The following is a 14,104-nucleotide window of genomic DNA, read 5'->3' as shown; positions in this document are numbered from 1 at the left end:
AAAGCTGGAGTACGAATAGCTGCACGACCGCCAGCACATAATAAACATCACAATCGATTCCAGTAAATAAGGAGGACCCTTCCATTGAGCACGAACCAACCGGACAAAAATCTGATCAACACGGTGGAACAACTGGCAGAGACACCCGTGAACAGCCATGAGGCCCAGCAACAGCAGCAAGCCCGCAATGATCGCCGGAAACAGGCTCTGCATGACAGCGACGGCAAATACAAGGAGAATGAGTCCAAGAACTATCACTAGGGCAGTAACCTCGTAAAAAAGCGACCGATTACGGTCGCTTTTCTAATATTTTTCCATCCGATAGTTAACCTAAGAATGCAATAGAACGCTTTACTTTTCTTGCAAATGCAATGGGATCATCGACGGACTCCCAGTGAACATACATCAGGCGGGGATTTTCAAACAACCAGTGATTGTGGACGGCCGTTACTTTAATCCCGTTCTTACGAAGATTCGACAGCAATCGATTCACTTGGCCTTGGAAGAGAGCCGTTTCTCCCAAACAAAGCGCGCGACCGGAACTGTCCAGGGATTCAAACGAGAAGAGTTGGTAACGGATCAAAGGAGAAGTGGTACGTCTACCTAAGATAGATGCGTTTACTCTTCTATTTCTGGAGACAAAGCAAACTGGGCCTTTTGTAATTTCATGCTCCGTTCCGCCTAAAATACTTGAGAATTGGTCACATAATCTTCTAAAGCGAGGACTTGCTTGCACTTCCGCCATACGTAATCATCCTCTCATGAAATGATAGAAATATGAACGATATGACTCAACCGCATTAACCCAAGAATGCAATGGATTCTTTTGTTTTTCTGGCAAACGCAACCGGATTGTCAATCGATTCCCAATGCATATACATTAAACGAGGCTGTTCTTTTAGCCAGTGATTATGGAGCGCCGTTACTTTAATCCCCCGTTTGCGGAGATTCGACATCAATCGATTCACCTGGTTTTGATGCACGGCAGTCTCACCCAAACAAAGCGCACGGCCCGACTGATCAAGCGATTCAAACGAAAACATTTGCATTTGAACCAAAGGGGAACGCGTTCTTCTTCCCAAAATCGTCTCTCTTAAGTTCGTCATCCGCGTGACAAAACAAACCGGACCTTCTTCGATTTCCGATTCGCCGCCTAGGATTCTTCCAAATTGGTTGCAAAGCCTTTTGAATTGCGGGCTCACTCTAACCTGTTCAGCCATGATAAGTCCTCCTTTAATCGTATTCTTGGTATCATATGATCGAAGGAGAAAATAGTATTGGACCAATAACTTATTTATAAGAATAAAATAGCGGATAGAATTCCGAACCTATCACAAGCAATCTCCACGGATCTAGAATCGAAAAGCAGGGCCTCGCAAGGGGGTACTCTGTCACGCCGACGCTGCCCAAATTGACTCCAGCTGGCGACGCTTCGGTTGGTCAACCCATCGTATCCGTTCGTCCAGGCCAGACGAAAACCGAAAAAGTGCGTTAGCCGACAACCAACCGGCTGACTACTACAAATAAAAAAATTACATATAGCGGCGGTAATGTCGCTGTGTATGCAGACAGACTTATAGCTAAGTGACGTAATACTTCCCAAAGTAAAAACTTGAAGACGACAGCCTTATAAGGCTGTCGTCTTCTTATAACTAACGTATTATTTATAATAATTAGCGTCTGGAGTGCAGATCCAGTAAAATGGTCTTCACACACTACACCATTACCTTTCGTCCGCTTGGTCGGTAAACTCCATGGGAATTCTGTTCTTCATTTATTTTACCAGCAGGTACTGCCCTCTCTTTTCCCCAAGTACGTATCGTTTCAATTTGTTCAGGACTTGTTTGTGATAATGGCACAACGTTTGTAAAGAAGTTTATAAAAGTTTCATCTGTAATTGAATTGTCCCCTTTTACGAATGCTTGCTTCACAACATCTCGAACAGCAGCTTCCAAATCCGCACCTGCAAAACCATCTGAAATTCTCACCAAATGCTGCAATAAATCATCAGTTATCGTTCTTTTCAATCCTTTTTCAATATAAATTTTTATGATTTCCTCCCGCTCACTTGCAGTTGGCAAGTCTACAAAAAACAGCTCATCGAAACGTCCTCTGCGCAGCAGTTCAGGGGGCAGCTTAGATACATCATTTGCGGTTGCAACAACGAAGACTCTAGCAAGGCTTTCCTGTAACCAATAAAGAAATTGGCCGACTAGACGAATGGATGTGCCTCCATCCCCACCGCCCACCGCACCGGCAAGTCCCTTCTCAATTTCATCAATCCATAATACACATGGTGCCACATGATCGGCTGTTGATAATGCTTCTTTTAAACGATTCTCACTCTGTCCTAAATACTGTCCATGTATAGTGGATAAATCCAAACGATACAACGGCAGGTTCCATAAGGAAGCAATAGCCTTAGCAGACAAAGACTTGCCGCATCCTGGAACACCTACTAACAAAATTCCTCTCGGAGGACGAATACCACGTTCGCGTAAGTCCGCCGTCAATAGCTGACGATTAGCTTCAAGCCATAATTTAAGACCATCTAGTCCGCCAATTTGATAGTCTTCTCTTACAATAACTCGTTCAATACCAGAAATATCGGCGAAAATTTTATCTTTGGCATGCATTAATTCTTTCAAATCCTCGTTCATAATGCTTCCGTTCGCTAATAATGTCGCGATTACATTCTCGGCCTCGATTTGACTTATGCCCGCAAGTATAGCAGCCGCTTGTCTCTCCTCGGCATCTTTCCACTCAATTGTCATTTCACTTCGATAAGGATTGATTTGATCCCGAATAATAACCAGCATTTCATCCTCATTAGGCTGAGACAGGCTTATCGACATGCCCAGACGCTGTAACGGCCCCCAAACAGGATTATTTGTAATGACAACTATAGCTCCGCCTGTTTCCGTGGCAAGCATTACCGCATCTTGCAATTGTCTTGCCATTCGAGTGTCATCTTCAAGTTCTTGTACCTCAGTAAAAACAAACGTTTGATTTTGCAGTTGACCTATTTTTTGTGTCACATAATCTAATCCACCAATAACCGAACGGTCCTCATTGAGAAGCCGATTTGTAGATATATCTCTCATTCCTTGAGATAACGTATGGTAGCCAATATTTAAATTTAACTTTGTTGATAATTGAGCTATAAAGCTAAGCGCACGAGATCGTTCCGCGGTACGTATAGAAATAAAGGGAATTCTCGCTTTCAAATACTGTTCCATGGTTTTCATGCATGTCTGCAGATCACTCATTTAAAATAGCACCCTTCTTCTAGGCTTGAATTGATTAGAATTTGGCTCTTTCTGTTCAATCGGCTCACGAGCCGCAGCCGCTGGAGCTTGTGTCTGTTGCTGTATCAAACTGTTATGTTTAATCATATAGGCAAGCTGACCTGTTCGATCATGCCTTGCGCTTTCTAATAAAGCTTCCTGAGAATCTCCAACATATTTACTAACTACATGTATCAAGGATTCCTTTATTTCCTCAGGAAAAATAGAAAGTCGGCATAAACGATAAAGTAAATCAAATCGGTACCGAGCATTTATAATAGCCGAAATAATTGCTGCTTCCTCACCACGTGAATGACCTAATTCCTGCTGGAATAGGCGTGTCGCATGCTTTAGCTTGAATTCAATTACATCATAAGTGCAATTTACAATTTTATCAGCGACACCGGGTGTCCATTCTAATCTTCCTTTTTCTAGAGCAGAAATGATTTTCTCATCTTCCTGTCCAAGCTCTTTCAGTTGATAAAACAGTTGTATCCATTCGGAATAATAGCTTGGAGGATTCATAGTTTTGAGCTCCGTCTACGAACTAATACAGCTGGCGGATTCAAATCCCATGCGGGAAAACTTTCTGCTAATGATTGATTTACTGTCTGTTTCTGCAGTTCTTCAATTTTCAAGTCTAACTTCGCTTGCATTTGATCAACTGGCTCTGTCGAGGAATTCAGGATGATTGGCTTGCTTCTATTTAACATCAAAAATTTCACTCCTTTTAATTGGACGAAATAACAGCTCTAGCAGAATCGTAGGTTGAATATGTATATTGCTCAGGTGTGACTTGATCAAGCAGCTCATTTATTTTACTTGCATTTGTATCTTCAATCTCATATTCACGTCGATAATCAACAATATCACTAAGAGTTGCAACTAAAATTTGTTTATGATTTTCGAAAAGCTCCACATAGTTCTTCTCAATTATGTCTACATTCTTTTTTACAGTCCTCAGACCATTTATGAAAATAATTAAACAGATTGCTGAAACTATAAATAAAAACAATGTGCTTACACCTAATATAAAGAAACCAATGCCCGCAACTAACGATACCCAATGTTTGGCACCAAGTTTATTCCTTCTTAAAGCGTCCTCTTTTTTCAATTGAATATGTTGTTGTAAACGAGAGGTCAACTCTTCCTCATTGCTTCCGTCCCTTGAAGTGCCTGACCAATCATCCAATTCAATCTCAATATCGATAGGGACTGCATTACGATTTTCGGCGGTTAGATCATTGTGGGCATGGTTAATCCATTCTTTTGATAACGCTATGGCTAGCTTTTGGGTAGCAATAGAAGCGTTTGATTCTGTTGGATACATGGAAAAGTTCGTTAGCAACTGGGTAAAATCAAGTTTTTCCTCAGTGACCTTTTCGTCAGCAAACAAATTCATAGCCGAACTTTTATCTCCATCTTCTTTTATAATTAATTCATTCAATCGTTCTTCACGGCGTAACGGCAACTCTTCTTCATCAAATTCACGAACTAAAATGTCGAGCAGTTGATCTACTGCAAATGCCAAATTTTTGGAAGGGATGATCTCTTGCGTAAGAATAAAATTGAAATATTGAAAAATAATATCATGAAGTTTTGCACCCTCAAGCGCATGCCGAAGCTTTGGCCAAGTTGGACTATATTTTTGCAAATGTGGAAATTTAGAAGAATCCAGCTTTTCTGCACGCGACAAAAGAGCCTTCTTCCATTGGTCTCGCTGCGTTTCTATAAAACCGGCTTTTTGCGAAAGTTCATCCAACCAGCTCTTAATTAATAATCCGCATCTCGCTCTAGCTTCAGGACCAAAAATTCCGTTAGAAAAGCCATCAATCAAAACAACGATTTCTCTTTTTAGCTCATTCGGATCTTGCTGACCAAAATATCGTTCCAACCACGAGCGGCTTGATTGATAACGGCCTCCTCGACGTGTGACTAATGCAAAAAACAAAGATGTCTTTTCATCATCTCTTCGCAAGGCTTCGATAACTGCCTTCTCAGCCAGCTCCTTTTTATCACTAAGCCATGCGGATAATGCTATTAAGCATGGCGCCAGCCAATAGCGTGGAGCAGCCAACAACTGCTCTTCCGATGCATTCTCGATGGTATCTTTACGTACCAAACTGGTGTCGACGGCTTGCAATATTCCAATCGCTCTTCGACGGACATCCTCATAGTGGCCGTATTTATTTTCAAGCTCTTGTCTAACCTTAACCAATCTCATTTCTGCCAACTGGATATTCTTAATCAGAGCGTCCTGGCGAACATATTCCCGAAACTCTTCTGCAAGCAGTTCCAGATCGCTCTTCGTAACTTCCAGTTGCTGTTCTACAGTAGCAACCTGATGAGACACTACATTAATATTGTCATTAATTGTGCTTAACGAATTTTCTATCCGACTCAAGTTCGCCGTTGAGATCGTTTGATTTGACATCGCTCATCTACTCCTTAATCATAGATACTTCTCCAGACTGGGATACTGCACAGATCATATTCATGTATACCTCGATGTAGACATAACCAGGATGCATAGCCAATCTTCTAGCTTTTTCCATTCCGTTAGGTAATATTTCTCCTCGTTTATAGTGATCGATAATCTGTAATCTAGCATCTAGCGAATGTACTTCATAAGGATTTCCCAAATAACACTTACTCACAATACCTAACGGAAGTTGATCAGCTGCTAACTCAGGAAATTCACCGGCTATTTGATCTATAAACTCTTGTACTTTCTCCTTAGTGGCAATTACACCGCTTACATCAAGCTTCGTCATAGCTTCAACGAAAGCGCTCGAGCGTTTTGAACGCAATCTTTTTTCCAATGCCACTCCTTCCAATCGGACTACAGCCCGCTGCCTAGATGAGACGTCCAGACTAGTTCCAACCTGTGTATTAAGTCCTAATATCGGTCTTCGCATAGTACCTCCAAGAACTATATTTTGGTTTATTTTAGTATATCATGGAATATGATGGAGGGATATGTTGAACTTTGTAGGCTCGGGTTCATTTACCTATATATATTTTTTTAAAAAAAGACGCTGACCGCATAAGGTCAGCATCTTTACATTTGTTTAGCATAGCTGAAATCAATTATTCAAAGGAACTCAAGGTTCCTCTCGCTATATGAGCACCAAATATAGGAAGGGCAGCTTAACTGCCCTTCTCTACCATTGCTTCGTCTAAGGTCTTAGCCCCTATTCCTTCCAATCTTCAATTCCTGTCTCAAGCTGCTCAAACCCATGCGGAATCGAAGCTTCCATGATGTCTGAATAATAGTCGTGGTTTTCCGGAACATCGGTCCACTTCGGTTCAACCTTGATATCCCAAGGTTTACGATCCAGCAGTTGGTTCAGGATTCGAACAACCTCTAATCTCGTAATCGGCTGATTCGGATGGAAGGTCTCCTCCGTGAAATCGAACAGCACACCTTGCTCCTGAGCCGTTTCAATGGCTTTTTCAGCCCAGTGTCCCGCTACGTCCGTGTATGTGCTCTCCTGGACAGCGTCCCATTTATACAAATTCATGAGAATCTGTGCAAATTCCGCCCGCGTGATCTGCTTCTTCGGTTTGAATGTATTGTCGCCGAAACCGACCATCCATTTATTGTTGGTTGCGGTCGTAATCGCGTTCGTTGCCCAATGTTTCGCACTCACATCCGAATACGATACTTTCTTCGAGCTCGCTGCGGATGTATACAAACGGGACAGGATCGCAGCCATTTCGGACCGGACAATGCCACGATCCGCTTGGAACGTGCCGTCAGGATATCCGACCATGTATGCGCGATGATCGCCTGCGGCCTTCACTTTCGGCTCCTGGGAGAAGCTGAATTTCACGATCGTGTCACCGACGTGGATGACTCCGTCCTTAATATAGCTGTCAGCGCCAAAGCGCTCTTCACGCTTATCGGTACGGCTGTCAAAAACAACGTATCCGTTCTTCTCGCCTAAGAAGTAGTAATCGCCATTGGCGTAAACCATCCAGCCATATTGACCGCTGTCTGAGCTCATTTGCGGGTTATGGTTCTTGTTGGGTGCAAAATCCGGAAGCTCAGGCAAATTGACAAGCGTTCCCGGCACTCTGCCTTTGGAACGATTCAGCTCCGTATCTGCCCAATACAATTGCATCTTCACGCCTGCAACAGGCTGTTCCGTCACCTTATCGAGAATCGTGCCATATGGATCGACTAGATCAACCGATAACTTGGCATTTCCATTGCTATCGACGCTCAGCTTGCCGGCAGGACCAGCCAGCTTCTCCCCGTTAGGCGCGATCACGTTCAGCGACAACGTATATTCGCCAGGTGCAACTTTCGGAAGCGTAAAGCTGCCGTCCTGGTTCATTGCGATATTCGGCAGATTCAATTCTTGACCGTTTGCCGATTTTATTTTCCCCGATACTTTCAGGCTGTCTCCGACGAGCTTCGTAATTTTGTCCTGAACGACTTTGCCCCCGTTGGCTTGATCGGAAACAACAACGTCCGTTTTCATAGTAGGTGCAGGTTGCTGTACAACGTTTGTATTCCCTGCAGGCGGATCTTCTGCCGGTACCGCAGGCGCGTTCGGCTTGATGCTAACCACATTGGACAAACCTGCATGTGGACCCGATTCGACGTTTAACCGGAAATAGTAGGTTTCACGGCTCGATAAACCGGCTACGGTTGCACTCGTTGAACCGGCATCCAATGTCTCCACTGGGTTGACCGGCGTGAACGTGGTGCCGTCCGTAGATTTTTCAATAACGATGCTCGTTGCCCCCGTTAAAGCAGGGAAATTCAATGTCACTTGTCCGACGCCCGCAACGGCCGACAACGTGGTGATCGGTTCCGAAGGGGAAGCCTGAACCACATTGGACAAGCCAGCATATGGACCCGATTTGACGTTCAATCGGTAATGATAGGTCTCGCCGTTCGTCAATCCGGTTACGGTTGCACTTGTAGAAGCAGCATCTAATGTCTCCAACGGGCTAACCGCAGTAAACGTGGTGCCGTCCGCCGATTGTTCAACCACAATGCTCGTTGCCCCTGTCAATGCCGGGAAAGTCAATGTCACTTGCCCATTGCCTGCTTCTGCCGATAACGTGGTTAACGATTTCGAAGGCGAGGCTTGGACTACGTTGGATACGCCGTCATATAGTCCGGATTCGACGTTCAGTCGGAAATAGTAGGTTTCCCCGTTCGTTAATCCGGTTACGGTTGCGCTTGTTGAAGCCGCATCCAGCGCCTCCAATGGTCTTACCTGCGTAAAGTTGGTACCGTCGGTAGACTGTTCGACCACGATGTTTGTTGCACCTGTTAAAGCAGGGAATTTCAATGTCGCTTGCTGATTGCCCGCAACAGCGCTCAATGTGCTTAAAGGAGCCGGATCTGCGGCAAGAACATAGACGGTAAACGTCTTCTCGCTTGTCAGCCCGTCTTTGGTGATGGTTGCCGTCAAGGTCACGTAAGTTCCCGACTGGTTCGTAACCGGCCTCGTCACGGTTCCATCAGGTGCAATGACCGACGGCTGGTCGGAGGACCAGGTAGTAGTGACGTCATCGTCTTGCTTCAATGTTAGATTGTTTTTCACCGAATTTTTCGTGTCGGCAAAATGGTACTCGATATCGGTTTTGTCCTCTGCCGTTTCAATGGCTTGAATGGCTTCTTTATAATCGGAAATCAGTTGATCCGCGATCCGATTCGCAATTTCTTGAATGATGTCGTCGGTTGATTTGTCGGAATCGACATGCAGTCCGCCTTCGTTCAGGCCGCGGATAAAATCATCGTTGGTGTCCGTATAAGTCGACTCCGTAACGCCGATATACTGTGTGCCTTTGTTATTGAACGCTTCCGTCAGCTTGGATTGATTCGATCCCTGATCCAAATCCCCGCGAGGGTCATCGTTAATGTTCACGACATAGCGCAGCGGCGACGTCCCCCACAGGATATTATCGACCGCTACATCCAACGGCTTGCTCGAAGTTAAATATAATTTCATATTGTCGAATGAAAAAATCGAAATGATCTCGCAGCCATGGCCTATATGGCTGACGACCGGACCAAATTCATCTCCGTAAACGTCCGGAAGGGCTAGATTACGAATGATTTGGTCGCCATTATCCCACATGCTCAGCGTCGTATCCGTTACGACGATTTTAATGCTGTGGTGGGTGGATGCCCCTTTCGGAAAACTTCCGATGGAGGTAACGCCTGACATGGAACTCAAAGGACTCCACGTTTCATTGTGCAGAGCGGCTGCGTCTACGCCATCGATCTTATATACATTGATGGCACCTTGAACATATAAAATCGCATACCCGCTTAATTTCCCGCTGACGTCGATTTGGGTATTAAATAGAAAACCGCCGCCTTCCATGCTGTGGTAATCCACTTTGGATTCATCCATGTCGAAGGTAATGATCTTCTTGCCTGAAGGGCTTCCCTGCGTTAGCATGAAATCCTTATACGCGGGCGAGGTATAACCATAGAAGGTTAACGTGTTACCGCCGTTGGAAGCTTGAACGTGATTGTAATCGGCAGTTTCAACCGCCGGGGGAATCGCATAGCCAAATTGATCTATATACCAGCTGTCATATCCGGCATGCACATACGTCGTATCCGTTACCGTTGTCCGGTCTGCGCTCGCGTCCATGATGGACACATATTTAGGATTTACGCCTTGTGCGCTCAACCGGGCTTTAATTGCATCATTCAACTGGCTCTCAAAATCACTGGAATCATAGATGCTCGTTCCGGCATTATAGTAAACCTCTGCTACCGGCGAGAGCGCATATGCCATTGGCATATTCGTAACAATTAACAGCGTTGCCACGATCATTGAAATTATCTTTTTCTTCAACTATTTCACCCATCCTGTAAGTTAGTAATCGTATGACATCCAACAACGACCCTTGACCCCTTGTACCATTCAGATATAAATTTGTGCGGATAACTCCCTCCAACGAAGCAGATTGTAAAAATTGTTAATTTCAACATATCAGAAGCATCTCTCAAAAATCTCTCAAATTTCGACTATTATCGACAGGTAGATTTTTGAGAGATCTTTGCCATATGATAGAGTCCATAAGGGTGTGACTATACATGAAGAAATGGATGGGTTATCTGGGTGCAATTTGCGCCTTAATCGCCATTCTCTATATGATTTTTAGCGACCGGGACACGGGTGCCGTCCATATCAAAGCCGTAGACGGCGTGCTTGACTTGCGAGAGCTCAAGGATTCGCCATTTGTATCGCTAGCCGGCGATTGGAAATTCACCGCCGAATCTTTTGTCGACCCGGCCGACTTTTCAAGCGAAACCGATTATCTTTCAGTACCCGGTCCCTGGGCATCGGATGTCGAGTGGGGATCCTACCAGTTAATCGTATACCTGCCGGACCACTGGACCGATGAGATCGGTCTCCGTGTTCGGAATATCTGGTCTGCCCATACCATCTATATTGATGGCGTACCCCTATCGAAAATAGGGACCGTGGCAGCAACCAAACATGCGACAACCCCGGACAATCCTGCCTATGAAGCGTATTTTAAACCGGAGGGTCGGCAGCTGCTGATTACCATTCATGCCTCCAATTTCTATAACACGAGAGGCGGCATCGTCCTGCCGATCGATTTCGGCGACGCCGAGCAGATGAAGGAAGACGTACAGCGGGATCTTTCCTTGGAATGGACGGCTACCTTATGTTTGCTGTTGTTCAGCATGTTCCATATCACGATCTACATGCTGCGAACGAAGGACGAGGCTTTCTTGTACAGCGGTCTGCACTTTCTGCTATTGGCATGGGTCATCGTGCTGCGAGGAGAGCGGCTGTTCATTCGGGAGTTTCCGTCATTTCCCTTTGAACTCTATTTTCGCCTGCAGGACAGCTTGACCTTCTTGGCCTCCACCTTGCTGATTGTCTTTATCGTCAAAATGATTCCTTCCATCATGAGCCGAAAGACGATGTATCTGCTGTTTCTGCCGATCCTGGCCTACGCGTTCTTTAATGCGGTTCTCCCGGCCAGAACCATGTCGATTACGCAGTATCCGCTCTTTTATTACAACGATGGATTAATCTTAGGCATTATTATTCGCATCTTCTATCTGACGATGAAGAAGCAAATCAACATCCGTAAGAATGAAGCCGTCATCCTCATGTCGATGCTTCTGTTTCTAGCCGTATTCGCGATAAGTGCTTCATCGGACAGCTTGTTCTTCACCGGACGCAACTATATGAACCGAATCGGGCTGGTCGGGTTTGTCATGACGATGAATGTTTTTCTGGGCATACGACTGATGAACCGGGCGGAGGAATCGGAGCAGTTGAGCACCAGGCTGCAGAAGGCTAACGATGCGAAGGATGCCTTCTTGAAGGTCACGACGCAGGACCTGCAGAGGCCTCTGCACGATGCCGTTCATCTGGTGGGGTCCATCAACCGGGAGCCCCGTCGCGAGAAGCAAGGCGAGCAATTGTACTTGGCTGAACAGCTGATGGGGAACATGGTGTATTTATTGAGGGATCTGCATGATTTCACCCGCATTCGGTTTGATGATTACGCGATCCAGCTCAAGTCCACCAATGTTCGGATGGTCATGCTCCATGTCATTCAGCTGATGCAGTTTACCTTCACGAAGAAGAAGATCGCAATCAATGAACAGATTCCGAAGCAGCTTTACGTATGGGCGGATGAACAGCGCCTGACGCAGGTATTCATCCGGATCATGACCGAGATCTCTCACGACACCGCAGATGATCAGCTGACCATTGAAGCCGTACAGGTGGGCACGGAAGTCCTGCTTCGAGTGAGGTCAACCGGCGTATCCATGGCAGCGAATCGGGAACGCCCGCATTCTTCGGGGCTTATGATGACGGAGGAACTCATCCAACAGATGAACGGAAGCATCGCATATGAACGCCTGCAACGCGGCATTCGCTTTACGGTCACCCTGGCTTTCAGCGAATGTAAAGAGCCGGTTAACGCAGCGGAGCATGAATACGATCTACAGTCTGCGGCGCACGCAGAAGATCGGACGTTAGGAACGCTCCTGATTGTGGATGATGACGTGATGCATGCGGAAGTCATGAGGGATATGCTGGGGGACGCTTACAAGGTACGAATCGCTTATTCGGCTCAAGAAGCGCTTGACTACTACAGGAATCATCCGGAAATCGCGATGATGATCATGGATGACATCATTCCAGGCGACATGGATAGTCTGGAATTGCTTCGGCAAATCCGTATACAGGCATCCTTAATGGATCTGCCGATCTTGATGATGATTTCTTCCGAATATCCCAGACATGTTGAAATGATTTTTGCAGCCGGCGCCAATGATTATTTGCTGAAGCCTTTTTCCAAAGAGACCTTGATGGCCCGCTTGAACGCTGCGGAACAAACAAAGCAGTCGATGCTGAAGGCGATTGAGTATGAAATGGCATTTCTGCAGACCCAAATTAAACCGCATTTTCTATACAACGCGCTTAGCAACATCATTGCCTTTTGTTATACGGATGGGGAGCGTGCAGCCTATCTTCTAACGATGCTCAGCTCATTCCTGCGTTATATCTTCGAGACGAGCCGGGATGGACAATTCTCCACCCTGCAGAAGGAGCTGGAGATTATCGAGGCCTATGTCGAGGTGGAAAAAGCCAGATTCGGCGAACGTTTAACCTTTGCTTATGACATCGATCCGTCCATTGTAGCGGAGCATGTTCGGATTCCTAGCCTGCTCCTGCAGCCTTTAGTCGAGAATGCGATACGCCACGGCCTATTCGACAAGGAAGGTCCGGGACATGTCCAGGTCACCATTTCCTTGCACGCATCCTGCTTGAACATACGCGTCGCCGATGATGGAGTAGGCATGTCGGCCGCGCAGTGCGCTCAGTTGATGGGGGGAACGGCCGCCAATGCCGGAATCGGGTTCACGAATGTACGTCGTCGCGTACATGATCTTACCCAAGGAAGCCTGGAACTTCACTCGTCGCCGGGCAACGGAACAACCATTCAAATAACGATTCCCGTGAAGGAGGGACAAGGGTAATGTGGAAGATCATTATCGTGGAGGATGAGAAACCGATTCTGGGCCTGCATGCCCGTTTGCTTGAAACGCATGGCCCGTTTCAGGTTGTAGGCTGCTTCGAATCGCCGTTCGATGCGCTGCAGGAAATACCGAAGCTGGATCTGGACGCACTCGTGCTCGACATTGAAATGCCGAGAATGACGGGACTTCAGCTGGCTCAGAACTTGGTGGAGAATGGGATCGACGTGCCTGTGATCTTCACGACCGCTCACCAGCAATATGCCGTGCAAGCCTTTCGCGTTCAAGCCCTGGATTATCTCTTGAAACCGATGACCATCAATATGGTGAAGCAGCTGGATGAACGCCTTCAGAAATATTACGGCCAGAGACCCAAGCAGGCACAGAAGAAGGAGCTCGATGTCCAGTTATATGGGGAAGCATCCGTTACGAAAGGCGAGCAGCTTGTAAAATGGCCTACCCGCATCACGGAGGAGCTGTTTTACTATTTGCTGCTGCATGAGAATAAATTGTGCCCGAAGTGGAGAATCCTCGATGATCTCTGGACGAACGTGGAGGAAAAACGGGCGCTTTCCAATCTGTACAATACGATTTACCGGATGCGTCAGCTGTTTATGGAGCTCGATATTCCCATCGTCATCGAACGAGTGAATGATGGTTATATCATGAATGCGAACAACAGCATCGTCATGAAGCCGAAAGAAAGGCCGGATGCCCTTCTATTGGAATCGAAAGGATATCTGTGGGCCTACGCTTTCGAATCGGGCCGTTAGAAAAGCAAAAGTCCATCCTTAATAGTAAA

General features: G+C 46.0%; 10 protein-coding genes. 3 read left to right on the top strand and 7 right to left on the bottom strand.

Annotation, left to right across the window (positions count from 1 at the left end; genetic code table 11):
• Window positions 1–84: 84 nt before the first annotated feature.
• Entirely contained in the window at window positions 85–261 is a 177-nt protein-coding gene (locus GYMC10_RS32390) for a hypothetical protein (RefSeq protein ID WP_012818538.1), read from the top strand.
• A gap of 64 nt (window positions 262–325) precedes the next feature.
• Here the strand turns inward: GYMC10_RS32390 and GYMC10_RS31705 are convergent, their stop codons facing one another.
• From GYMC10_RS31705 to GYMC10_RS01610, 7 genes are all read right to left on the bottom strand, one after another.
• Window positions 326–745: a DUF1259 domain-containing protein gene (locus GYMC10_RS31705; RefSeq protein WP_012818537.1), complete on the bottom strand. Its 420-nt coding sequence runs from the start codon at window positions 743–745 to the stop codon at window positions 326–328.
• A gap of 55 nt (window positions 746–800) precedes the next feature.
• Window positions 801–1,220 carry a DUF1259 domain-containing protein gene (locus tag GYMC10_RS01640; RefSeq protein WP_012818536.1) on the bottom strand — a complete coding sequence of 140 codons (420 nt, stop codon included), beginning with the start codon at window positions 1,218–1,220 and terminating at the stop codon, window positions 801–803.
• 495 nt (window positions 1,221–1,715) lie between these two features.
• Window positions 1,716–3,269, bottom strand: coding sequence for an AAA family ATPase (locus GYMC10_RS01635; protein ID WP_012818535.1), 1,554 nt, complete (start codon window positions 3,267–3,269; stop codon window positions 1,716–1,718).
• Window positions 3,270–3,812 (bottom strand): hypothetical protein, encoded by a 543-nt coding sequence (locus GYMC10_RS01630; protein WP_012818534.1) that lies wholly within the window; start codon window positions 3,810–3,812, stop codon window positions 3,270–3,272.
• A 205-nt stretch (window positions 3,813–4,017) separates the two neighbouring features.
• Entirely contained in the window at window positions 4,018–5,721 is a 1,704-nt protein-coding gene (locus GYMC10_RS01620; protein ID WP_012818533.1) for a hypothetical protein, read from the bottom strand.
• 7 nt (window positions 5,722–5,728) lie between these two features.
• Complete coding sequence (locus GYMC10_RS01615; RefSeq protein ID WP_261979532.1) at window positions 5,729–6,109, bottom strand: hypothetical protein; 381 nt, start codon at window positions 6,107–6,109, stop codon at window positions 5,729–5,731.
• Window positions 6,110–6,481: 372 nt separating this feature from the next.
• Window positions 6,482–10,123 (bottom strand): S-layer homology domain-containing protein, encoded by a 3,642-nt coding sequence (locus GYMC10_RS01610; protein ID WP_012818531.1) that lies wholly within the window; start codon window positions 10,121–10,123, stop codon window positions 6,482–6,484.
• 242 nt (window positions 10,124–10,365) lie between these two features.
• Here GYMC10_RS01610 and GYMC10_RS01605 point away from each other — a divergent pair, with 242 nt between their 5' ends.
• Both GYMC10_RS01605 and GYMC10_RS01600 read left to right on the top strand, forming a co-directional pair.
• Window positions 10,366–13,305 carry a histidine kinase gene (locus GYMC10_RS01605; protein WP_012818530.1) on the top strand — a complete coding sequence of 980 codons (2,940 nt, stop codon included), beginning with the start codon at window positions 10,366–10,368 and terminating at the stop codon, window positions 13,303–13,305.
• The gene (locus GYMC10_RS01600; protein ID WP_012818529.1) at window positions 13,305–14,075 is read left to right on the top strand and encodes a response regulator; all 771 of its coding nucleotides are present in this window, start codon (window positions 13,305–13,307) and stop codon (window positions 14,073–14,075) included. Before GYMC10_RS01605 ends, GYMC10_RS01600 begins: the two co-directional genes overlap by 1 nt.
• The last annotated feature ends 29 nt before the right edge of the window (window positions 14,076–14,104 follow it).

It is taken from the genome of Paenibacillus sp. Y412MC10, from assembly GCF_000024685.1.
Classification (GTDB): domain Bacteria; phylum Bacillota; class Bacilli; order Paenibacillales; family Paenibacillaceae; genus Paenibacillus_AQ; species Paenibacillus_AQ lautus_A.
This window is presented reverse-complemented; position numbering and strand designations above follow the sequence as displayed.

What these genes read in the sequence shown, in the direction of transcription:
- GYMC10_RS01605 (WP_012818530.1), top strand. Translation starts at nt 10,366, where the DNA reads ATGAAGAAATGGATGGGTTATCTGGGTGCAATTTGCGCCTTAATCGCC.
- GYMC10_RS31705 (WP_012818537.1), bottom strand. Translation starts at nt 745, where the DNA reads ATGGCGGAAGTGCAAGCAAGTCCTCGCTTTAGAAGATTATGTGACCAA.
- GYMC10_RS01640 (WP_012818536.1), bottom strand. Translation starts at nt 1,220, where the DNA reads ATGGCTGAACAGGTTAGAGTGAGCCCGCAATTCAAAAGGCTTTGCAAC.
- GYMC10_RS01635 (WP_012818535.1), bottom strand. Translation starts at nt 3,269, where the DNA reads ATGAGTGATCTGCAGACATGCATGAAAACCATGGAACAGTATTTGAAA.
- GYMC10_RS01630 (WP_012818534.1), bottom strand. Translation starts at nt 3,812, where the DNA reads ATGAATCCTCCAAGCTATTATTCCGAATGGATACAACTGTTTTATCAA.
- GYMC10_RS01600 (WP_012818529.1), top strand. Translation starts at nt 13,305, where the DNA reads ATGTGGAAGATCATTATCGTGGAGGATGAGAAACCGATTCTGGGCCTG.
- GYMC10_RS01620 (WP_012818533.1), bottom strand. Translation starts at nt 5,721, where the DNA reads ATGTCAAATCAAACGATCTCAACGGCGAACTTGAGTCGGATAGAAAAT.